The 19,435-nt window shown below is 39.8% G+C and carries 23 protein-coding genes; 6 read left to right on the top strand and 17 right to left on the bottom strand.

All coding sequences use genetic code 11. The features are described from left to right. Window positions 1-6 precede the first annotated feature (6 nt). Window positions 7-231 carry a YczO family protein gene (locus tag LAV82_RS12435; protein ID WP_029323273.1) on the bottom strand — a complete coding sequence of 75 codons (225 nt, stop codon included), beginning with the start codon at window positions 229-231 and terminating at the stop codon, window positions 7-9. Between the two features lie 31 nt (window positions 232-262). After that, window positions 263-1,132 (bottom strand): SDR family oxidoreductase, encoded by an 870-nt coding sequence (locus LAV82_RS12430; RefSeq protein WP_013058194.1) that lies wholly within the window; start codon window positions 1,130-1,132, stop codon window positions 263-265. Window positions 1,133-1,354: 222 nt separating this feature from the next. Between LAV82_RS12430 and LAV82_RS12425 the strand changes: the two genes are divergently transcribed. Continuing rightward, complete coding sequence (locus LAV82_RS12425; protein WP_489850207.1) at window positions 1,355-1,693, top strand: YflT domain-containing protein; 339 nt, start codon at window positions 1,355-1,357, stop codon at window positions 1,691-1,693. A gap of 284 nt (window positions 1,694-1,977) precedes the next feature. Here LAV82_RS12425 and LAV82_RS12420 read toward each other — a convergent pair whose 3' ends face one another. After that, a complete protein-coding gene (locus LAV82_RS12420) occupies window positions 1,978-2,148 on the bottom strand; it encodes a hypothetical protein (RefSeq protein WP_013058197.1) in 171 nt (56 codons plus the stop codon). A gap of 103 nt (window positions 2,149-2,251) precedes the next feature. Here LAV82_RS12420 and LAV82_RS12415 point away from each other — a divergent pair, with 103 nt between their 5' ends. Beyond that, window positions 2,252-3,181, top strand: coding sequence for an SDR family oxidoreductase (locus LAV82_RS12415; protein ID WP_499716184.1), 930 nt, complete (start codon window positions 2,252-2,254; stop codon window positions 3,179-3,181). Between the two features lie 46 nt (window positions 3,182-3,227). On the opposite strand, the gene LAV82_RS12410 is transcribed toward LAV82_RS12415, so the two are convergent. From LAV82_RS12410 to LAV82_RS12385, 6 genes are all read right to left on the bottom strand, one after another. After that, window positions 3,228-4,883, bottom strand: coding sequence for a M14 family metallopeptidase (locus tag LAV82_RS12410; protein ID WP_211077685.1), 1,656 nt, complete (start codon window positions 4,881-4,883; stop codon window positions 3,228-3,230). A 186-nt stretch (window positions 4,884-5,069) separates the two neighbouring features. After that, a complete protein-coding gene (locus tag LAV82_RS12405; protein WP_268965254.1) occupies window positions 5,070-5,192 on the bottom strand; it encodes a hypothetical protein in 123 nt (40 codons plus the stop codon). A 214-nt stretch (window positions 5,193-5,406) separates the two neighbouring features. Continuing rightward, entirely contained in the window at window positions 5,407-5,991 is a 585-nt protein-coding gene (locus LAV82_RS12400; protein WP_211077684.1) for a hypothetical protein, read from the bottom strand. A 152-nt stretch (window positions 5,992-6,143) separates the two neighbouring features. Continuing rightward, the gene (locus LAV82_RS12395) at window positions 6,144-7,223 is read right to left on the bottom strand and encodes a DNA alkylation repair protein (RefSeq protein WP_211077683.1); all 1,080 of its coding nucleotides are present in this window, start codon (window positions 7,221-7,223) and stop codon (window positions 6,144-6,146) included. Between the two features lie 2 nt (window positions 7,224-7,225). Beyond that, entirely contained in the window at window positions 7,226-7,708 is a 483-nt protein-coding gene (locus LAV82_RS12390) for a GNAT family N-acetyltransferase (protein WP_025750834.1), read from the bottom strand. 80 nt (window positions 7,709-7,788) lie between these two features. After that, window positions 7,789-8,274: a DUF2306 domain-containing protein gene (locus LAV82_RS12385; protein ID WP_211077681.1), complete on the bottom strand. Its 486-nt coding sequence runs from the start codon at window positions 8,272-8,274 to the stop codon at window positions 7,789-7,791. A gap of 99 nt (window positions 8,275-8,373) precedes the next feature. Between LAV82_RS12385 and LAV82_RS12380 the strand changes: the two genes are divergently transcribed. Both LAV82_RS12380 and LAV82_RS12375 read left to right on the top strand, forming a co-directional pair. Beyond that, entirely contained in the window at window positions 8,374-8,631 is a 258-nt protein-coding gene (locus tag LAV82_RS12380; RefSeq protein ID WP_223269008.1) for a GerAB/ArcD/ProY family transporter, read from the top strand. A gap of 122 nt (window positions 8,632-8,753) precedes the next feature. Then, window positions 8,754-9,227 carry a hypothetical protein gene (locus LAV82_RS12375; protein WP_013058206.1) on the top strand — a complete coding sequence of 158 codons (474 nt, stop codon included), beginning with the start codon at window positions 8,754-8,756 and terminating at the stop codon, window positions 9,225-9,227. An 81-nt stretch (window positions 9,228-9,308) separates the two neighbouring features. On the opposite strand, the gene LAV82_RS12370 is transcribed toward LAV82_RS12375, so the two are convergent. The 8 genes from LAV82_RS12370 to LAV82_RS12335 form a co-directional block, all read right to left on the bottom strand. Next, window positions 9,309-10,634, bottom strand: coding sequence for an MFS transporter (locus LAV82_RS12370; protein ID WP_041816595.1), 1,326 nt, complete (start codon window positions 10,632-10,634; stop codon window positions 9,309-9,311). Continuing rightward, window positions 10,621-12,255 carry a PEP-utilizing enzyme gene (locus tag LAV82_RS12365; protein WP_499716183.1) on the bottom strand — a complete coding sequence of 545 codons (1,635 nt, stop codon included), beginning with the start codon at window positions 12,253-12,255 and terminating at the stop codon, window positions 10,621-10,623. The genes LAV82_RS12370 and LAV82_RS12365 overlap by 14 nt, the downstream gene beginning before the upstream one ends. A 22-nt stretch (window positions 12,256-12,277) precedes the next feature. After that, window positions 12,278-13,171 (bottom strand): PEP/pyruvate-binding domain-containing protein, encoded by an 894-nt coding sequence (locus LAV82_RS12360; protein ID WP_097812285.1) that lies wholly within the window; start codon window positions 13,169-13,171, stop codon window positions 12,278-12,280. A 218-nt stretch (window positions 13,172-13,389) separates the two neighbouring features. Beyond that, window positions 13,390-13,635, bottom strand: a complete 246-nt coding sequence (locus tag LAV82_RS12355) for a hypothetical protein (RefSeq protein ID WP_029323294.1) — start codon at window positions 13,633-13,635, stop codon at window positions 13,390-13,392. Then, complete coding sequence (locus LAV82_RS12350; protein WP_499716181.1) at window positions 13,610-15,169, bottom strand: sodium:solute symporter family protein; 1,560 nt, start codon at window positions 15,167-15,169, stop codon at window positions 13,610-13,612. Before LAV82_RS12350 ends, LAV82_RS12355 begins: the two co-directional genes overlap by 26 nt. Before the next feature lie 282 nt (window positions 15,170-15,451). After that, window positions 15,452-16,147 carry a FadR/GntR family transcriptional regulator gene (locus LAV82_RS12345; RefSeq protein WP_013058211.1) on the bottom strand — a complete coding sequence of 232 codons (696 nt, stop codon included), beginning with the start codon at window positions 16,145-16,147 and terminating at the stop codon, window positions 15,452-15,454. A 224-nt stretch (window positions 16,148-16,371) separates the two neighbouring features. Beyond that, on the bottom strand, window positions 16,372-17,001 hold the full coding sequence (locus LAV82_RS12340; RefSeq protein ID WP_098449088.1) for a CPBP family intramembrane glutamic endopeptidase: 630 nt from the start codon (window positions 16,999-17,001) through the stop codon (window positions 16,372-16,374). A 104-nt stretch (window positions 17,002-17,105) separates the two neighbouring features. Further along, window positions 17,106-18,035, bottom strand: coding sequence for a hypothetical protein (locus LAV82_RS12335; RefSeq protein ID WP_499716180.1), 930 nt, complete (start codon window positions 18,033-18,035; stop codon window positions 17,106-17,108). Between the two features lie 115 nt (window positions 18,036-18,150). On the opposite strand from LAV82_RS12335, the gene LAV82_RS12330 reads away from it, so the two are divergent. Beyond that, the gene (locus LAV82_RS12330) at window positions 18,151-18,651 is read left to right on the top strand and encodes a GNAT family N-acetyltransferase (RefSeq protein WP_499716179.1); all 501 of its coding nucleotides are present in this window, start codon (window positions 18,151-18,153) and stop codon (window positions 18,649-18,651) included. Between the two features lie 73 nt (window positions 18,652-18,724). Beyond that, window positions 18,725-19,411 (top strand): YoaK family protein, encoded by a 687-nt coding sequence (locus tag LAV82_RS12325; protein WP_013058215.1) that lies wholly within the window; start codon window positions 18,725-18,727, stop codon window positions 19,409-19,411. Window positions 19,412-19,435 lie beyond the last annotated feature (24 nt).

Here is a 19,435-nt window from a genome sequence, read left to right as displayed (position 1 = left end):
TGTTTTTTATTTTCTATGATGAATGTTTTCAGAACCTGATTCATCTTTCGTTTTCGTTTTATTTTTCTCTTCTTTTTGTTCAAGTCTTATGTCTTCCATTGGCATAGGATCCACCGTTTCTTCTTCTTTGAAACGTTCAAATAACGTTTCGTCTTGATCTGTTACACGCTGTTCCGTTTCATCTCTTTTTTTAGGTGCATTTGATATAGATCTTTTCTGGCGTTCTCCCATCTTTTCTCCTCCTTTACTATAGGTGGTGCAATTATGTGTTCATGAAATCTCCGCCGTTGACATGAAGCGTTTGACCGGTCATATAAGATGAATCATTTGAAGCTAGCAGTACATAGCAGCCTACGTGCTCCACAGGATGCCCAGGTCTGCCCATCGGCGTATCGGTACCGAATTCTCCTACTTTATCACCTGAGAAAGTAGACGGAATAAGCGGTGTCCAGATTGGTCCCGGCGCTACAGCATTAACGCGAATGCCATCTTTGACAAGCGCTTGCGCCATGCTGCGCGTAAAGCCGTTGATTGCACCTTTTGTCGCCGTATAATCGATCAGCTGAGGATTTCCGCGGTAAGGATTAATTGACGTTGTATTAATGATCGCACTGCCTTTTCCTAAGTAATCAAGCGCTTTTTTCGTAAAATAAAAGTATGAATAAAAGTTCGTTTTGAACGTTCGTTCAAGCTGTTCACTTGTAATTTCTTTAATGCTTTCTTTTGGATGCTGCTCTCCTGCATTGTTCACAAGAATATCAAGCTTTCCAAGCTCACTTACTGTTTTTTCTACCGCTTCGTTACAGAACGATTCGTCTCCTACGTCTCCTGCAATCAGCAGACATCTTACACCTTCTTCTTCAATGCGGGCTTTTGTTTCCTCGGCGTCGCTATGTTCGTTTAAGTAAACGATGGCTACGTCCGCTCCTTCTTTCGCATAAGCAATGGATACAGCTCGTCCAATTCCGCTGTCTCCTCCGGTAACTAGCGCTACTTTTCCTTTTAATTTTCCTGTACCAATGTAATTGTCATCCTCATAAATAGGGAGAGGGTTCATCTCGCTTTCGATACCCGGCTGGCGGTCTTGCGTTTGCTGGGGCTGACCTTGTGTTTGTTGATCTTGTAAATTCATTTTAATCTCCTCCTATTTTTGATGAAACTTTTTAGTATAGTCTACGTTTAGCCTTCTGTTTTGAAGTTCAAACATCTTTTTTTAAAAATTTATGATGTTTCTATTCTCTTTTACTATCTTAGAAAATTCATAGAAAACAAGTTTAAAGTTGGAAACAAAGGCTACAGAATGAGTAGAAGATGTATTTCAGAAATATCTTTTATTAGGAGGTTTGGTTGGTATATGAAACACATTGAAATAGCAGAAAACCAAGAGGAGGCAGTCTGCATCATCCGTTCTTTTTTTAAAAAAGGATTTACAAGCAGAGATATTTACCTGCTGGCCTACGATAAAGAATGGGCTCAGAATTTAACGGAGGCAACACATACAAAAAAGTACAGAATGGCAGAGCAAGGTATTTTTGAAACGGCGGTAAATAAACTTCTTTCAAGAGAAGATGAGCTTCTTTCAAAGATGGCTTCGCTGGGCTTATCCAATCAAGAAGCAAACCGGTATAAAGAAGAAATGAAACAAGGACATATCGTGGTTATTGGCGCACAGAGTCAATCAATTCCCTACTAAAACAGCGGAAACGTTTTTTATCAGCTTATAAGGGTATTTAGTAAAATAAACCATTGTCTATCAAGAAAGGAAGTTATAACGATGTTAAATTATTTGGGAATTCAGATAGGCTCTCTTTACTTTCCTACTAGTATTTTGCTTATCACGTTTCTTGTATTAATCGGCTTTTTTATTTATTTCCTATCTAGAAGAAGAAAAAACCGCCAGGAATCACGTGAGCACTCACGAGGAAAATAAAAGAGAAGGTCAATTTAAAAGCCCTTCATGCAGAAGGGCTCTTTGTACTATAAAACAGGCAGATACTTCTCATAGCGAGGGTTTACATAAAAAGGCGGACGAGGTCCTAAAAGCGGCAGCAGAAAAGGCTGAGCATCAGAGTTATAGATTAGTTCCACCGTCTGATTTGACCCGTCCATTAGCAATAGCTTCACTTCTTCACTGTAGTAATATCGCATGAACTCCCCTTCTTTCTCGCATTCTACACTCTTTATACGTATGCATGAGAGATCGATCTATGTCATAGAGTGAAAGAGTGATGCTTTTTGAGGAGGTTGTTTTATGTGTCCAAACAATGAATTTTATCAGGACAAGCAAGGGTATCCGATGCAGCCGAATTACGGAAAAATTACGCGCTATGAAGACGTTCCGATTACGGTTCCTGAACAGCGGCAGCTTCGCCAGCCCGGGTTAGAAAGTTTGATGGTTCCGCGTCCCATTATCGAAAATCCGCATTACAAAGGAAGCGGCAAGCTAAAAGGAAAAATTGCTCTCATTACAGGCGGTGACAGCGGAATCGGAGCAGCCGGTGCCATTGCCTTCGCTAAAGAAGGAGCAAACGTTGCGATTGCTTATTTAGATGAACATGAAGATGCAAATCGAACGAAAGCAAGGATTGAAGAACTGAGTCAAAAATGTGTGCTGCTTCCCGGCGACGTGCGGGACAAACAGCACTGTAAAGACATCGTCGAAAAAACGGTAGAAACGTTCGGTCGGCTTGATATTTTGTGCAATAACGTAGGCGTTCAGTTTCAGCAGATGAGTCTTTTAGACATCACCGATGAGCAGTTTGATCATACATTTAAAGTGAATATCTACTCGCACTTTTACACGACGCGTGCCGCTCTGCCTCATTTAAAAGCCGGCAGCTCGATTATTAATACTGCTTCAATTGTGACGTATAAAGGCTATGAAGAGTTAATTGACTATACGGCAACTAAAGGAGCCATTGTCGGTTTCACTCGTGCACTTTCCAATAGCCTGATTAAAGACGGCATTCGCGTAAACGCCGTAGCGCCGGGGCGCATTTGGACGCCGCTCATTCCAGCAAGCTTTTCAGCTGATCAAGTAACGCAAGTGGACAATCCGATGGAGCGCCAAGGGCAGCCGTTTGAACTTGCTCCAACATACGTGTATCTCGCAAGCGACGACTCACGGTTTGTCACGGGGCAAACGCTGCATGTAAACGGCGGAGAGTGGGTTTCTTCTTAGACATCCCAATAAAAAAAAGCGTGAAGCCAGGCTCCACGCTTTTTCATTATTTACGGGATTCTTTTTGCAAAGGCGATTTTTCAATTGAACGCGTAAACCGGTAAACATCAAGCTCTTGTCCTACTTCTGAAGGCAAATACCCAAACGTCGTGAAACTGTCCACCGATTCCGGTTCAAGCGATAGAGACAATAAATTGTTTTGCGGCTGAGAGGTTAAAAAGACGTAGCTTCCTTTTGGAAACGTTACTGTTTTTGACTTGACGATTGTTTGCACATCTACATTTGGCTTGTTTTCGTAGGCTTCATTTTCTATGCGGCTGCTGACGTTATACGCTTCTACTGAAAGAACCGTTTCTTTCGTTAATTTGAAGCCTTTTACGCCTTGTCCCTGCAGTTTGGCTGCTACATCTTCGTGTCCTGGTTTTAAAAGATAAGCAGTCGGACGTTCGCGGACAAGCGTCGGCGTTGCTTCTTTTGCACTGTAGTACGTCACGGGAACTTCTTTAACAGACGCACTTTCCACATCGACCATTTCTAACGTGGAGTTTGGTATTTTTTTATTTTCACTGTTTACAACGATTGGGTCATGATCATTTGCATTTTTTCCTTTTTTAACAAGTTCCGCTTTTTCTTTTGCAATCAGCGCCTTAATTTGTTTGGCGTGATCAGCTGTTTGGGTAATCAGCTTTTCTTGCGTAGCAATTTGTGCACTCACTCGCCGCGGAAAATCTTCTCGTCCAATACCGATCCCTCTGCTTTCAACTAAAAACGAAAACGAAGGATACAAGCCTAGTGAGTTTCGGCCAATTCGCGGTTCAACTGAGCCTTCTTCCACTTCAAGCTGCCCTTGTTTATTCACTTGAGACGTATAGTATACTTCTCCTGAATATCCTTGCTTTTCAATGGCTGTAAGCGTACTGTTCACAAACAGCTCATCAGACACGTCGCGAATGCGCTGCGGAATATTTAAGTTTCGACCGGACTGCAGTAAAATATCGTGATACTTCCACACGCCTTCTTTACCGATATTTTTAAATCCGCTGCTGTAAGGCGTATATTCATGAGCATCAATGACGACTTCCGGTGAAAAACGGTTAAATTCAGCTCGTACGCTCTGCACTTCCGGGCTTTCAAGCTTTATGTAGTCGCGGTTTCCATCTAAATTATTTGCTAGCTGACGTTTAAATGCATAAGATCCGTCTGGATTAATGCGCGGCACAATGACAATGTTCACTTTATTTAGCACATCTTTTCCAAAGTCTTCTGTCAAACGCGTCGCAACGGCGAGTACGGATTCACCGCTTGCCGGTTCATTACCATGAATTTGACTTTGAAGCCAAATCGTTGGCTTTTTGGATGTTTTTCCATCCGCAAATTTCTTTTCCTTTGAAAAATACAGAGCCGGAATGTCACGTCCTTGCTGTGATTTACCGATAATCTTCAGCTTTACGTACGGACTTTTATGAGCAAGCTTTTGAACATAGCTCATCATTTCTTCTTGAGTCGTAAATGCGTCTTGTCCTTTCATAAATGCCGGCGTTGCTTCATTCACCTTTATTTCTGGATAAAGCGCTTTAATTTTTCCCGGCTGACTATAGTCTTTTCCGTAATAAGGCATCTCAGCTTGTACCGCAAGCGGCGACAGCAATAATCCAATCGACAAAAGAGCCGGCACGGCCGTTCGTTTTACATTTTTTTTCATTCATTTACTCCTCCCCATCCCCTTGATTAGACATTTTAAATTTTTAAAATATTTAAAATGTTACATAAATAATTATACCGTTTAAGGAAATAACTTCAAGATAAGGGAGCTGAACCTTTTTGACTATTTTTTATGTATCAAATGAGTGCATTATATAAAAAAGAATTGAGACATAACAAAATCAATTCAACCTGAAGACAAATAATCAGGATTAACAATTCTGACTTCTTGTTCGACCGCTGTTGATTTCCGTGCAAGGCTTCGCTTTCCGCGGGTGGCCGCTGATCCTCCTAGTCGCTTGCGCTCCAATCAACTACTAGAAGGAACGAAACACACGAAACTATATTCACCATAAAAAAAACAAACCACTCATCAAACATGTTAATCAATGGTTCATTTTTTATTTCAGCTAACATACGTTTATCCTAGCCTCTTTTTTATGTATGAACTGCTATAAACTTTAGGCCTTCATTGAGCCCGCACTGTCCGTAATTTAACTGCGCATACTCCATGCAGCTGTTGGTCATTTCTTTACAGATTCTAACGTCTCTAAATCATATCGACCAATTTCTTTGTTATTTCTTGTAATGACGAGCTTTCCATGCCTCGCAACCTGTTGGAGTTTTTTTAATTTCTGATCGGACGGAGCCAGAGGCATTTCTTTGTTTTTAACAGTCGCGCCCAGATCGTAGTGCACATCGACTTTGCCTTTTTTCATATAGTTAAAGTCTTCAATTCCCATACCTGTACCGAACTGACCATGCCCCTCATCAAATACATTAACGCCTACTGTATTGATAGATGCTTTCTTTAAATCTTCATTCGGTATAATTTCAGCTTCTATTTCGTCTTTATCATTTTGATAGAATTTACGCTGACCTTGCTGCTTCATTTTAAATTCGTAATAAAGCGCTTTTGGTTTTACGTCGACCATTTTTCCTTTGCTGTCTTGTATTCCCACTTTTCCAATTAAATCGGCATCATCCGTTATCTTGACTTTCACTTTTTGAATCCTATATCCACTCTCTTCTTTGCTAGCAAAGTTTGAGCACGCTACCAATGACATAGCCAAAACAGCACTCAATATGCCCACCATAAATTTCTTCACTTCACCACTCCTTAAGGATTAATATACCATAAAAGGAATTTAAATGGATGTTTTATAATCGGTTTTGTAAGTAAAGAGGCAGCAACCTATTGACTTACGTTTCCTCATCAGCTCTATAGAAACATAAAAAAACTCTCTCCATCAGGAAAGAGTTACTCGATCACAAAATCCGCTTCTGCTTTCACCACTCCGTTTACAATAACAGAAAGCGTATGTGTACCACTATAATGTTTTCTTGTACTTAAATCTTTAAACGCATGCTTTTTTGTGACTGTCAGCGTTTGGCCTGCTTTTGCTTGAACATTTTTTAGCATAAACACTTTTTGAGTGCGGTTTCCTTTTGCTTTTACGTAATGAATTCCATACTCTATGCGAAGCGGCATGTTTTTTTCTACCGATAAGTCAAAGGAAAAGTTAATGCTATTACCAATCGTAATGACATGCGGCTGTAAGCTAAGCCCTGTGACATTTACTCCTGGGTCATCTCCATAGCCAAAAAGAGACAGAGCTTCAGGGTCTCCTTTTTTCAAAAGTGAACGGCACGCATGTTTAACGATCCAATCGGTTTTAACGTCTTTTCCGTACCATCTTTTCATCACGTCAAGCATCCAATCTTTTTCTATGTAAGAAATATCATTTAAATGGTTGGCTACGCTTTTTCGGACATAGAGCGATTCATCGCATTTTAACTGCTCTAAAATCGGCAGCGTTTGCTTCGGATCTTGCTTTAACGCAGGTACCGATTGTCCCCATGGAAGTCTAGGCCGGCTCCCTTCGCTTGCTAATCTGCGAATATGATGGTTTTCATCTCCTGCCCATTCAATCATTTGCTCAAGCATCCGTTTTTGATCTTGAATTAAAAACGGACGCACCGCAAACTCTGATGTGGAAAACGATGTAAAAAAAGCGAGTGCTTTTATTGAAACTTCCCAAGCGTTCAATCCGTAAAGTTCAACATAATCTGGAAAAATCGTGCCTTGAAGTCCTCCTACCCTTGGAGCTACTTTATATAGAATATGAAGCGCTTCTTCATATTCCGCTGGCAGCACTTCATGCATGGAAAGCGTAATTCTTCTCATGCGCTCTTTCAGCGCTAAGTCTTCCCAGCCCTGTTGAAAAACCAGTTCATGAAATACTTTTTCATCAAATGAACTCATTTCACGTGAAAAAGCGTCGCTCAAGTGCGTAATCAACCCTTCATTAAACACGCTTTTACGTAACTCTTCAGCCATACTTATCCCTCTTTTCCAGGCAGTATTTTATTTTCTTTTGAATAAAGCGCCCGCTCGTACATGCCTTTTTTAAAAATTTGCATAAACAGCTGCTTATTTTTAACTTCTTTAAATCCGTACTGACTGTACAAACCGTGAGCATCTTTTGTTGCCAATAAAATTTTTCGTACGTGTTGAATCGGCTGATAGCGAATCATTTCTTGTACCAGCGCTTTTCCAAGCCCGTTGCCTCGGGCGTGCGGCAGAATAAACACATCCGCCAAATAAGCAAACGTCGCAAAATCTGAAATAATCCGTCCAAACCCTACTTGTTTATCGCACTCATCATACACGCCAAAACAAATGGAATGTTCAATAGACGTTTGAACAAGGTGAAGCGGAATTCCTTTTGCCCAGTATGATTCATGATGAAGGTACGAGTAGATGACATCTATATCAAGCTTTTCTTTATCCGTATGTATGGTAAACTGATGATTTTCTTTCATGCTGCAGCCTCCTTGCTTCTCTATCATAGCACAAATGTTCGTAACAAAAAAAAGCCTTTTGCGTTAAAAGGCTTTTTTGGTTAGTATGGTATTTTTTTAAAAACGGAAGAAGTTTTTCTATAGCGTCTTGCGACTATGTAAATAAGCGGACTGCCAATAATCGTCGGCAAAAACCAATATGAAAGGTCGGGAAGCTTGTTTAACAGCGGAATACTATCTCCAATATTCACAAGCAGCGCGGTAACGGCGCCGATATAAGACCCCAGCATACCGCGAATGTGGTGTTGAAGCCAGCTCTTCCATTTTTGCTTGCGTGCTACATAGCCGTAGATCGCTAATCCGTATGAAAACACGGCAATATAAAATAAATAAGCAATTTCATTCCATTTCCAAACTGATAGAATGATAGCGGTAGCGGCTAGGGCTGCATAAGCACCATGATACACTTCCCCCCACTTTGTATGCCCTCCTTTTGTCTTAGGCACTAGCATAGACACTGCTCCTGAAAGTAAACAAATCATGCCGAGCCCAATATGTATGCTTAATATAACTTCAAATAAATCCAAGACGCTCTCTCCTTTTATGCCCTTCTCTTTTATATCTTCGGCTAACATACTTAATTTTTAACAAAATATCTCTGTTTATTTACAAACGCTTTCACTTTAATCACTGGAACGTTCTTTAAAATCGGTCTATTGTTCTATGCTACTGTGCTGGGCCTTTCTCATGTGTTTAAGCTTAAAAACCCGTCACCGCTTGTATCTCCAATCGGCTTAGTCGTTTTGTTTTATTCATTGTCTCTTGCTCAAAACTATTTTAAACATGTCCATCAAGGATTAAAAATCGGTCCATTTACTTTACATCTTTCGTTTCAAATCGTCATACCTGCTCTTTTGCTTGTGATTGCCTTTTTAAGAAATTGAAAAAATGTACAATCTATCAATGCGGAAAATACTACATAAAATTCATAATATTTTCATTTCTCTATTGGTTTTAATCTCCTAAAATTATACAATGTAGTCAAGAAGCCAAAAGGAGAAGTACTATGATTGGATTAATTCTTTCTGTTTTAATATTTAACATTCTTGCCTTCAAAACAAATAAGCGCTTAACGGCAAATCAAATTGTTCACATTTGGATGTTCACCATTGCTGCTCAGCATATCTTTGACGTCTTCATTAATTTCAAATTTCACGGCTACTGGTATTTTACACAAGAGACAGACTGGCAAGGTATTTTTGCCTATACCGTTCTCATTCCGCCTGTAAACATGCTTTTTCTTACTTACTATCCTTTTGCCGGGAAGCTCACAAAAAAAGCCGCTTATATTTTACTTTGGTCGGTTGCTGTTTTACTTTATGAAGTAGTGGCCCTTCTCCCTGCTCCTTGGGGGTATTTTCACTATGGATGGTGGACGTGGTGGTATTCGCTTTTCTTAAACCCGCTGTTGTTTTGGATGGTGGTGCAGTATTACCGGTGGGTGTGTAAAATTGAAAAAAGAGCGATAACTAAAAAATAGAATAGCCTTTGGACCAGCACATCATCATTTTCAGCACGTGCAATAAAACGAATGTCTGCTTCTCCGCTGGCTATTCTTTTTTTATTTAAAAACGTCTTTGGACAAGGAAACTTGCTTTTCTTTTTCTTTTCCAACTAACGACACAAGGAATCCTGCTATTCCAGCTATACATAGAACCACCAATAGACCAGTAGTACCTACTAACAAGCTCACCGCAGCTGAAGCTAACATTCCTCCAACATAACGAAAAGTGGAATAAATGCCCGACGCAGTGCCTGATTGCTCTTTTTTGACAGATTGAATATTCATAGCCTGCATAGATGAAACACCGATCCCTGCTCCCACTCCTCCTACTAATAAAGATACAATTGTATAAGAAATGGAGGCATTCGCTAAGTGAAAATAAAGCATCGCCGCAAGCAGTGAAATAAGAAACGATAATCGTATCGGATGTTCTTTCCCTACCTTTTCTGCTAACAATCCTCCTAGCCAAGAAGAAATAGACATGGCTAATGAAAAAAAGAAAAGAAGCAAACCAATTAAACGAATATCATACTGCTTCTCTAGCAAAAGCGGAACAAACAAAATGGTACTATACATCATAAAATTACTGCATAGAATGGAAAGATTTGAAGAAAAAAAGGGCCGAACCTTAAAAAGCTTAAAATCAATCAGCGGCTCTTGGACCTTGCGTTCTTGCACAATGAAAAGAACGATAGACGCTATGCATATAAAAATAGTCCAAGCATTAAACAAATCACGGTGCGTCAGCATTAGCGTAAAGCTCGTCATGCTTACTCCAAGTAAAAAAGCGCCCCCTATATCCAGCATTTTTGCTTTTTGTTTTACGTTAGACGGCACGTATATAAATGAACAAATCAACGACAGAACAGCAAAAGGAACGTTAAACCAAAAAATCGACGTCCACCCAAGATACTTAATTAAAAAAGCTCCTAACACAGGTCCTACAGCTGCTCCTAGTCCCATTGATAATCCAAATAACCCAAGCGTCCTTCCAAGCTTTTCTTTTGGTAAACTGTGCCTCATAATCGCTGTTGCATTAGGCGTAGCTAGTGCGCCTCCTAATGCTTGCAGCGTTCGAAAGACCGTGAGCGAAAGTAAGTTATATGAAAACACACAGGCGGCAGACCCCACTAAAAAAATAATCATTCCAGCTACAAACATGGTCTTATTTCCATATAAATCACCCAGTTTCCCCGCGATGGGCTGAGCAACTGCCATCACAATTAAATAGATCGTTACCACTACTGATACATGTACGATGGAAAGATCAAGCGCTTTGGCAATAGACGGTAAGCCTACCGCAATCATAGTGGAATTAACGGGAATTAAAAAAGTTCCTGTTAAAATAGAAAAGATAATCAAAGACGGCTTACTGCTGTTCAATCGTCACCACTCCGTTAGTTCCGTCTACGGTAACAACATCTCCGTCTTTTAGTAGATCCACGGCTACTTTTGTGCCAAGAACCGCTGGAAGTTTATATTCACGAGCCACTGTTCCTGCATGAGATAAAATTCCTCCTGCATTAGTTACAATTGCTCCAGCAAGCGAAAATAACGTGGTCCAAGCGGGTGCTGTTGTTTCACACACAAGAATATCTCCTTGTTTAAGTTTAGAAAATTGACTTGGGTCTGAAATGATTTTTACCACTCCCGTATAAACACCTCTTGAAGCGGCACTTCCTTTAAAGATTTTTTGAGTTTCATCTACTTCTGGAGGCCCCATTTTTCCGAATACCCGCTCCAATAAAGGATCTTCTCCTGTTTGAGGAGGCGTGCCATAAGCAGGCGGCGTTTTTTTATGACGATTCTCTTCAAACTCCTGCTTTCTATTGACGATAAGTTCATGAGATGCCACGGGCGTTTTTAATACTTCCAGCAATTCATCGTAATAAAAATGAAAAATATCTTGAGGCTGATGAATCACTTGGTGATCAGCTAAAAGAGTTCCTACATTGAGCAAAAACAGTCTTGCCGTAGCAGGCAGCATCGCATCGATATAAAAATGATGGTCTTCATCCAACCCCCATGCGTCCAAAGCCCAGCCATAAAACAGCTTAAACTGCTCTTTTTCTTCGCACTCCGGCATTTTTGCGAGTACATCACGATAGCTTTCTTCTCTCTTTTTTACGACATCTTCATAATTTTTCTTGAAGTCGTAATCTTTACGCACATAGCCAGCAATAATCGATAGCGCATGTAAAGGATTCTCTACCCACGTCTCATCAATAAACTCATGCGAATTTGCAGAACGATAGCCATACTCATTCAAAAAGCTTTGCAGATTCTTTAAAAATTCTCTGCCTTCAGCTGTGCCTAATAGATTTGCTTCTATGTCTTCTGACTTCTGCTCCGTAAAAGCTTGTTTTAATTGATTAGAATCTTTGACTTTGTCAGTTAGTTCCCACAGTGCTTGATCCGTTTCAAGTGACTTGTTCATTACGCCTTCCAGCAGATCATATACGTAAGCGGTATTCTCATCTCCGGTCAAGGCTCCATATAGCTCTTCTAACATCATTCCTAAATCACTTCTTGGCATGACAATTTCAAAGTGAAGCTGCCAAGCTTTTTTATAAAAATCATGCAGTTCTTTTACTTTTTCTTCTGCTTCTTTTAAAGATAAAGGACGTTCTGCATTTCTTTTAACTTCCGTATAAAAAGGTAAAAACACCTCATTAACGTACTCGTATAATCTAGGTTTAAGTCGAGGTAACAGCGGCTTCACTGCTTCTTGGTGCTCCTTTAAGCGATCATTTACGTCACCTGGAAACGGGATATTTTGCTGATACATTTTTCCATCAGCTAATTTCACTACAAATTGATAGATAGGCAGTTTTAACGTTTCAAAACCTTGCTTTGTCCCATAAGTCATTGCCGGAAGCTGAAAGGAAGCGTATAAAGGACTTAGCGCATGTGCGATATGTAGGTTGTCTTGTACCCAAAATCCCGTTTGTTTTTCTTCCTCACTTAAAAATAGGTCGTTTTGAAATGCAGATAATACGTTCATTTGTTTTCCCCTTTCCTTTTCATTATGTAGTAACAGGTCTCACTTGAAGCAAATAAATATGTTTATTTTTTATGGCAAATTCAATGTCTACAGCGTACTGACAATACTGCTCTACTTGATTCGTTAAACGAAGCAGCTGTAGTGCTGTTTCATCTGATATAGAAAATTCATTTTTTTCTTTATCCGTTGTCACAGCTTTTGTTATTCCTGTAAAACCTGACACTAGCTTATACTCTTTTAAACCTAGTTCTTTCATTATACTTTTTGTCTGTTTATGAATAATAAATAAATCCGGCGTAACACCACCTGATACGATTCCCTCTCCTAAGCCGTACGCCACGTTAATGACTACTTCATCTTCACTTTCTGTAATAGGATTTACGCTAAAAATCACTCCGGATACATCGGCTTCAACCATTCCTTGTACAAGGACACCCATCTGGGGATTAGAAAGCGAAATTTCTTTATCTTCGGCGTACGCTTGAACCACGGATGAAAAATAAGAAGCCCAGCATTTTTTTATACTTGTCAAAAGTTCTTCTCTGTTTCTTACGTTTAATATCGTTTCATACTGTCCGGCAAAAGACGCATTCTCCAAATCTTCAAGTGCGGAAGAAGATCTTACGGCTACGGCTTTCACACCAGCACCTTGAATATTGGCATACGAAGAAACAATTTCTTTTTGCAGACCTAAAGGAAACGTGCCGCTTTGAATCTTCTTTTCTATGACGCTGCTATCTTCTGCTTTTATTTCTATTTGGTTAAACGTTAAAAAGGAATGTAACGCGTGAGATGTTAAAACAAATCCTGTAGGGATATGAGAAACGTGCTGAATCATTTTTGAGAGATTGTAAGCTTTTGAACCTACTGCTTGAAGTTCTGCATAACATGCTTTTTCTAAAGAGACGATGTGCAATCACTTCACCTCCTTTCATTTATGTCAAAAGACAATCAGATAAAATAGTAAAATCCATTTAAAACCATAATGTAGTTTTATGGAACTAAGCCTACTTTACCAAAAATTAACATAATTTTAAATATCTTCACAAAAAAATCACAAACCATATTCACTAGAATATGATTTGTGATTTTTTTTATAACTAACACATTTGAAATTCATATTGTTTTGACAAATTAAACTGTATCTCTCTCCTTCTTCTCCCTCACAAACTCAACCACAGGCCCCACAATAATACAAATCCCTGCGATAATCAGCCAGCCAAACGCAAGATACGTCCAGCCTTTAAAAAAGGACAGCGTGTATTGATAGCCCGTTAAAAACATCACGCCTGGAAACAAGAGGACAAACAAAAATGTAAGTCCCAGCGCCCAGCGCGTACAAAGCTTTGCATCTTTATTTAACTGTTGTTGTGGATCCATACGCCACTTCCTCCCTTAATGGTTCATCTCCATGTTCATCAAAGCTTTTGAATTTGTCTTTTAGTTCATCAAAGTCAAATTCTTTTTTGGCAAGCAGACCGTGTCCGATTGATATAACTCCGCTGATAATAAAAACGGTAGAATTTCCAATAAGCATTGGATACAGTCCGCCAAGGGCTTCTACATCAATGTGACCGTTAATTAAATAAGTAGATGTGTTCCATGCGACAACGCCGCCAATCATCCCTAAAAGCGCGCCGTAAAATGCACCTGTATTCGTCGCTTTTTTCCACATCAGTCCAAGCGTAACGGGAATAACAGCTCCGCTGACGAAAATACCCATGGCCATATACACAAACCCAAGGCTAATTCCTAAGTAAAACAGTAAAATGGAAAACACACCCATCGCCAGCCCAAAGCCAAGCGTCACTTTTCGCGACGTGCTTAAGATTTTTTTACTGCTTGCTTTTGGATTGATAGATCGCAAGTAAATGTCCGTTACGATAATATTTGTGATCGCCGTTAATTCAGCTGCTCCTGTCGACATTACCGCCATAAACAGCATCGTTAAAAACAAAATAGAACCTAGATTTCCAAGCACGTGTGATGCCATAACGGGCGCGATAGAATCCGGTGAATCTACAGCAATTCCAAGCCCAGCCGCACTTACACCTAGGAAAGTGGCAACGGCAAACGGAATCGAAAACCAGGCAATTCCGCCGTAAATATACGCTTTTGAAGCAGCGCTGTTTTTACTTGCAATGGCACGCTGCCAGTAAGCTTGATCTACAAAGACCGTACCGAAGTTCCCGATAATATTAATCATCCCAAACAAAAGGCCCGGCACCGATGCCATCGTAAGCATATGCTGTGACGAAGGCAGATTTTTCAGCCCTTCGTACACGCTTGTCACGCCGAACTTATAATAGACGGCAGCAGCAAAAATAAATAAAATAATGAAAATAAAAACGGTGTTAAAATAATCAGCAACAAATGAGGCTTTTAAACCGCCAATTATGGTGTAGATGGTAAACGTAAGAGGAATTAAAAAAGCGGCAACAAAAATATTCATCCCGGTAAGAGAGTTTAAAGCAATGGCTCCTCCTAAAATAACCATGGCGGTCACAATAATATTTGTCATAAGAGCAAAGCCAAGCATTAAACGATGATTTTTCACGTCGAAACGCTGTGCAATAAATTCTAAAAACGTATGAGCGTTCGGCGCTTTTTTCTTCAGGTTAATCGCGACAATGGCAAACAGCAAAATTTGAATGCTTGCTCCCGCTGCGTACCAATACGGTCCGCTAATGCCGTACTGATAGCCTGTGGAAGAAGACATCATTAACGTAGCGGCCCATGTCCATGCAGCAATAATGGATGCACTCGCCAGCCCAACGCCTACATTTCTTCCGGCTGTACTAAACTGCTCAGCCGTCATTTCCTTTCCTTGACGGCGCTGCATCATAATTGTAACGGCCGTAAAGCCTCCTCCAAAAATCAGTAAAATCAAATACCCGACGCTTGATGAAAGCATCTTATCCCTCCTCTTAATGTTAGATTTACTGACATTAATATGTAAATAAAAGTAACATTTGTTAATAAAATACCACGCCGTAAAATTATTAACAATACTGTATTTTCTGATTATTAAGGAGTATAATTAGATACTTTCCCCTTATGCAAACAAAAAAAGCCGGCACATCCGCACCGGTCTAAGCATGAATTTTCGTTTTCTACGTGTGTTATTTCCTCACATGAATGAATGGTCTTACTAATAAAAAAAAAACGACAACCCCTTGGGTTGTCGTTTTTTTTATTATTGAGATACCATTACTTTTTGGCGAACGTGCTCTAAGTGATCACGAACCGCTTCTGCTGCTTCTTCTGGCTCTCCATTTTTAATTGCTTCAAAAATACGCTCATGGTCGGCATCCGTTTGCTTACGATTTTCTTTTTGGCTTTTATTTAACGAATAAGCAAGCGCTTTTCGATACAAATGACCTAAATCTTCTACAGCATGAAGAAGAAATGAGTTATGAGCAGCTTTTACAATATCATGATGGAAACGATAGTCCGCTTCATGTCCAATTTCTTCACTGTTATGAACCGTCTTTTTAAACGCTTCTAACGATTCTTTAATTTCAATCAGTTCTTCATCCGTACGGCGCAGCGCAGCTAAGCTTGCTGCTTGCGACTCGATGATAATACGCATTTCAATTAATTCAAGAACTTGATCTGCTTCAACCATTTCAAACGTCATTGGATCAAGCATGCCCACTAAGTTTACACGCTTTACGTAGCTTCCTCCGCCTTGTCTTGATTCAATCAAGCCGCTGGCAGAAAGAACGCTTAGCGCTTCACGAATTGGTGCACGGCTCACTCCAAACATTTTGGATAACTCATGTTCCGACGGCAAACGAGACTCTGGCGGGAACGTTTTCTCTTTAATCATCTTTTTTAATTGATCAAGCACTTGACTAGATACTTTTTTACGCTCAATAGGTACAAACATACTTCTATTCCTCCTCCAAGTAATTATCTCTCTCTTTTTTTTAGTTTTCATCGGACCCAGATTAACTATGTGTATTCCGATTTATGTAAACGCTTCAATCTTTGTATTACAAGTATACATTATTTCAATTCAAATGTGTTGATAAAATTTTACTATTATTGTTATTATACCATGAAAACAAGTTATAAATGAATAACGATTCATGGTTTTTTGACATAATACCACTATCTTACATATAATCCGTATACGATCATGATCGCCGCGTCCGCTAACGCATGACTAATAATTGCCGCTTCGGCACCATATCGCTCCCTTATACACGCCCACATTATACCTGCTAAAAAAATGCCTGCAGCCGAGATCCAATTAAAAGGAAACGCAAAAACAGGCAGAATAATAAACAGGTGATAAAGCGTATAAAAGCTTGATGTAACAATGGTTGAAGCAGGTAAGGACAGATGCTTCTCCACTTTATTCTGTATATAGACTCGCCAATACATTTCTTCTAAATAAGGGTTAATAAAAATCAAAACGACGGCTAAAATGATAACTTTCCATCCGCTAAATCCCCATATTTGCAAAACCGCTTGCATATCTTCTACATGAAAGATTTTACCAGAAAAAAGCAGGCTGCTTCCAATTATTACAGCGGCACATAGAACTCCGCTCAGAGTTCCCACATACAGAGATTTTTTTGTAAGCGCTACCTTCAAGTTAATTTTATTATTCGCATATAAAATCATAAACATCCAGCCGTAAAAGCACACAAATGTTACCAACACATTTTGGATAAGCCACAAACCGAAAAAAACAAAGATTGTAGGCATGAACAGCAAAAACAAAAATTTTATCACGTTTATGGCGCACCTTCTTTAAGAGCCGCTTTTCTTTTACCTAGTAAACCTTTCGTATTCAAAAGGTTTACTATCTTTTATCTTATAAAAGTCCAGTGGTATTTTCAATTATTTTTTAATTCCTGCTCCAGCTCACGAAGACTTTCAGCAAGCTTTTTCTTTTCTTCTTCAAAGTGAGCATCGTCTTTAAAAGCAGGAGCTGAAGGTTCTAGCTCTTCATTTTCTTTTAGCCAAGCCGGCGTCATTTCCTTGCGAATGACGCGCTTTTTATTAGCGTAGGAAAGCGGCTTTTCAGTCTGTTGGCTTGCTAGCGTACGCTGTGACGTTACATAATGCTTATGAAAAAGATGCTGTTTAATATAGGCAAATGCTCGAATGGTATCGCCGCTGTATTTAGGCACGTAGTGATCAAATGCTTCCTGCAGTCCAGATAGCGCCTCTTCTACGGGTATTTCGCTTTTTGCGACTTCGTACATATGCTTTAAATCGCTGGCTGAAGGATACACTCCTCGGTTTCTTCTAGCAATAAAAGCGGCTTCTAACGTTTGTACGTAAGCGTCATGCGCGGCTTCTTCTCTTTTTATTTGATTTGTATTTTCTGCTGTAGTCTCTGTTAATGACGCCTTCACTGTGACCGGCTCCGCTGCTTCAATTTGACTTTCCCCTTCTGTCAAATTGACATCTTCGAGCTCTTCAAATTCATCGCTTGGCATAAGCTCTTCTAGTTTCTTATAATCAATCCGGTACCAGACCGTGTTGTTAAATTTAGAGCGGTTGTACTTTCCTTTTATAATCAGTCCTTCTTTTTCAAGCTTTGAAATGATGCGTTGAATCGTTGAAAGCGACCAAAACGGAAACTGCTGCAGCCACTGCTGATTTGTATTATATACCCACGTATATCCGTCCTGTACATTTACGCTTTTTTCAAACCAGTAGTGAAGCTGCTGAAGAAACAGCGCTCCGTTCACTCCTACTTTAACTGCAAGCGCCGGCAGTACAATTAACGGCTGATCTTTTAATAATAATTTGCTCATTATATCATCTCCTTTGTTATGTAAAATAGCTACTATATATATACAAAGAAAACGGAAAAACGGGGATGCCCGCTTTAAAATTATGTTAAAATATAGAAAAAAATGAGGTGAGCATATGATACGTCAAGGCAGAATTGGCGATGAAGCGGGCATCGCCAATGTACACGTAGAAAGCTGGAAATCAACTTATAAAGGACTTGTTCCGGATTCTTTTTTAGATTCTTTGAGTGCTGAAAAGCGAAAACCTCTTTGGAAAAAGAAACTGGAGTCAAATTCTGTTTTTGTTGCAGAAGAAAACGGTCAAATCGTCGGCTTCGCTTCTTATGGCAAAGAAAGAACCAATAAGCACCCTTCCTATACCGGAGAACTATATGCAATGTATTTACTCGCAGAGCATCAGCGAAAAGGGATTGGAAAAGCGCTTATGCATAAAATAGCGCAAGAGCTGGTAAACCAACATATACATACGATGCTCACATGGGCTTTTGAACAAAACGGCGCCTGTCAATTTTACGAAGCGCTTGGCGGAAAAAGAATCGATCGTGCTGAGGTTGTTATTGAGGGTACATCTCTATCTGAAGTGGCTTTTGGGTGGGACACGCTTAAAAATTTGTAAGACAACTATCTGGACAGATTTTTTTCTTCACGGTAAACTGTTTAGTTGGTATAAAAAGAAAGGATGACTTACCGTGACGAATTCTACTTATCGAAACATTATTTTGCTGGTTCTTTGTGTCACAGCGGGTATCGTCGATGTGATTGGCTACTTAAGCCTTGGCCATATCTTTACGGCAAACATGACCGGAAACATCGTGCTGCTTGGGCTAGCAATCGGAAACTCTCTTGAAACAACTGTTTTTCACTCCCTGACAGCTTTAGGAGGTTTTATTGTAGGAGTTGTAGGCGCTGCAATCCTTGTTGGAAACAAAGAAAAAACGTTTTGGCCTAAAGCCGTAACGATCGCGCTTGGAATAGAAGGATTAATTTTACTTGTTTTTGCACTTTTATCTTCGTTTTCTCCTTCTTTACACTTAACTTACTTGTTTATTTTCTTACTAAGCTCAGCAATGGGACTTCAAACAACGGCTGCTCGAAAGCTTGGCGTAGCCGGAATTTCAACAACCGTATTAACGGGAACGCTTGCTAATTTCTTTGAAGACGTAACGGCACGTTTACGCAGCCCTCGCTACCGCAAAACGTTTACAACCGATGCCATTCTTCGCGCGCTGTCTCTTGTACTTTACTGCTTTGGCGCTGTTATCGCCGCACTTGCAGAGCCTGCTTATAAATTTGAAATTATTTGGCTGCCCATTGTTATTTTGTTAGCCATCATTATTTTTGTCAGCACGAAGTTTCGTTCTGATTCAGAAAAATAATAATAAAACAAGGCTGGGACAAAA

Origin of the sequence: Bacillus sp. ILBB4 (assembly GCF_035064545.1) — a bacterium.
In the GTDB taxonomy this organism is placed as follows: Bacteria; Bacillota; Bacilli; order Bacillales; family Bacillaceae_H; genus Priestia.
This window is presented reverse-complemented; position numbering and strand designations above follow the sequence as displayed.

Excerpts from the sequence above, each read along its gene's own strand:
- LAV82_RS12335 (WP_499716180.1), bottom strand. The coding sequence starts at position 18,035 with ATGAGCAAATTATTATTAAAAGATCAGCCGTTAATTGTACTGCCGGCG.
- LAV82_RS12415 (WP_499716184.1), top strand. The coding sequence starts at position 2,252 with ATGTGTCCAAACAATGAATTTTATCAGGACAAGCAAGGGTATCCGATG.
- LAV82_RS12345 (WP_013058211.1), bottom strand. The coding sequence starts at position 16,147 with ATGTTTGTACCTATTGAGCGTAAAAAAGTATCTAGTCAAGTGCTTGAT.
- LAV82_RS12395 (WP_211077683.1), bottom strand. The coding sequence starts at position 7,223 with ATGGCTGAAGAGTTACGTAAAAGCGTGTTTAATGAAGGGTTGATTACG.
- LAV82_RS12430 (WP_013058194.1), bottom strand. The coding sequence starts at position 1,132 with ATGAATTTACAAGATCAACAAACACAAGGTCAGCCCCAGCAAACGCAA.
- LAV82_RS12350 (WP_499716181.1), bottom strand. The coding sequence starts at position 15,169 with ATGCTTTCATCAAGCGTCGGGTATTTGATTTTACTGATTTTTGGAGGA.
- LAV82_RS12375 (WP_013058206.1), top strand. The coding sequence starts at position 8,754 with ATGATTGGATTAATTCTTTCTGTTTTAATATTTAACATTCTTGCCTTC.
- LAV82_RS12355 (WP_029323294.1), bottom strand. The coding sequence starts at position 13,635 with ATGGATCCACAACAACAGTTAAATAAAGATGCAAAGCTTTGTACGCGC.
- LAV82_RS12435 (WP_029323273.1), bottom strand. The coding sequence starts at position 231 with ATGGGAGAACGCCAGAAAAGATCTATATCAAATGCACCTAAAAAAAGA.
- LAV82_RS12365 (WP_499716183.1), bottom strand. The coding sequence starts at position 12,255 with ATGAACGTATTATCTGCATTTCAAAACGACCTATTTTTAAGTGAGGAA.
- LAV82_RS12390 (WP_025750834.1), bottom strand. The coding sequence starts at position 7,708 with ATGAAAGAAAATCATCAGTTTACCATACATACGGATAAAGAAAAGCTT.
- LAV82_RS12425 (WP_489850207.1), top strand. The coding sequence starts at position 1,355 with ATGAAACACATTGAAATAGCAGAAAACCAAGAGGAGGCAGTCTGCATC.
- LAV82_RS12330 (WP_499716179.1), top strand. The coding sequence starts at position 18,151 with ATGATACGTCAAGGCAGAATTGGCGATGAAGCGGGCATCGCCAATGTA.
- LAV82_RS12420 (WP_013058197.1), bottom strand. The coding sequence starts at position 2,148 with ATGCGATATTACTACAGTGAAGAAGTGAAGCTATTGCTAATGGACGGG.
- LAV82_RS12410 (WP_211077685.1), bottom strand. The coding sequence starts at position 4,883 with ATGAAAAAAAATGTAAAACGAACGGCCGTGCCGGCTCTTTTGTCGATT.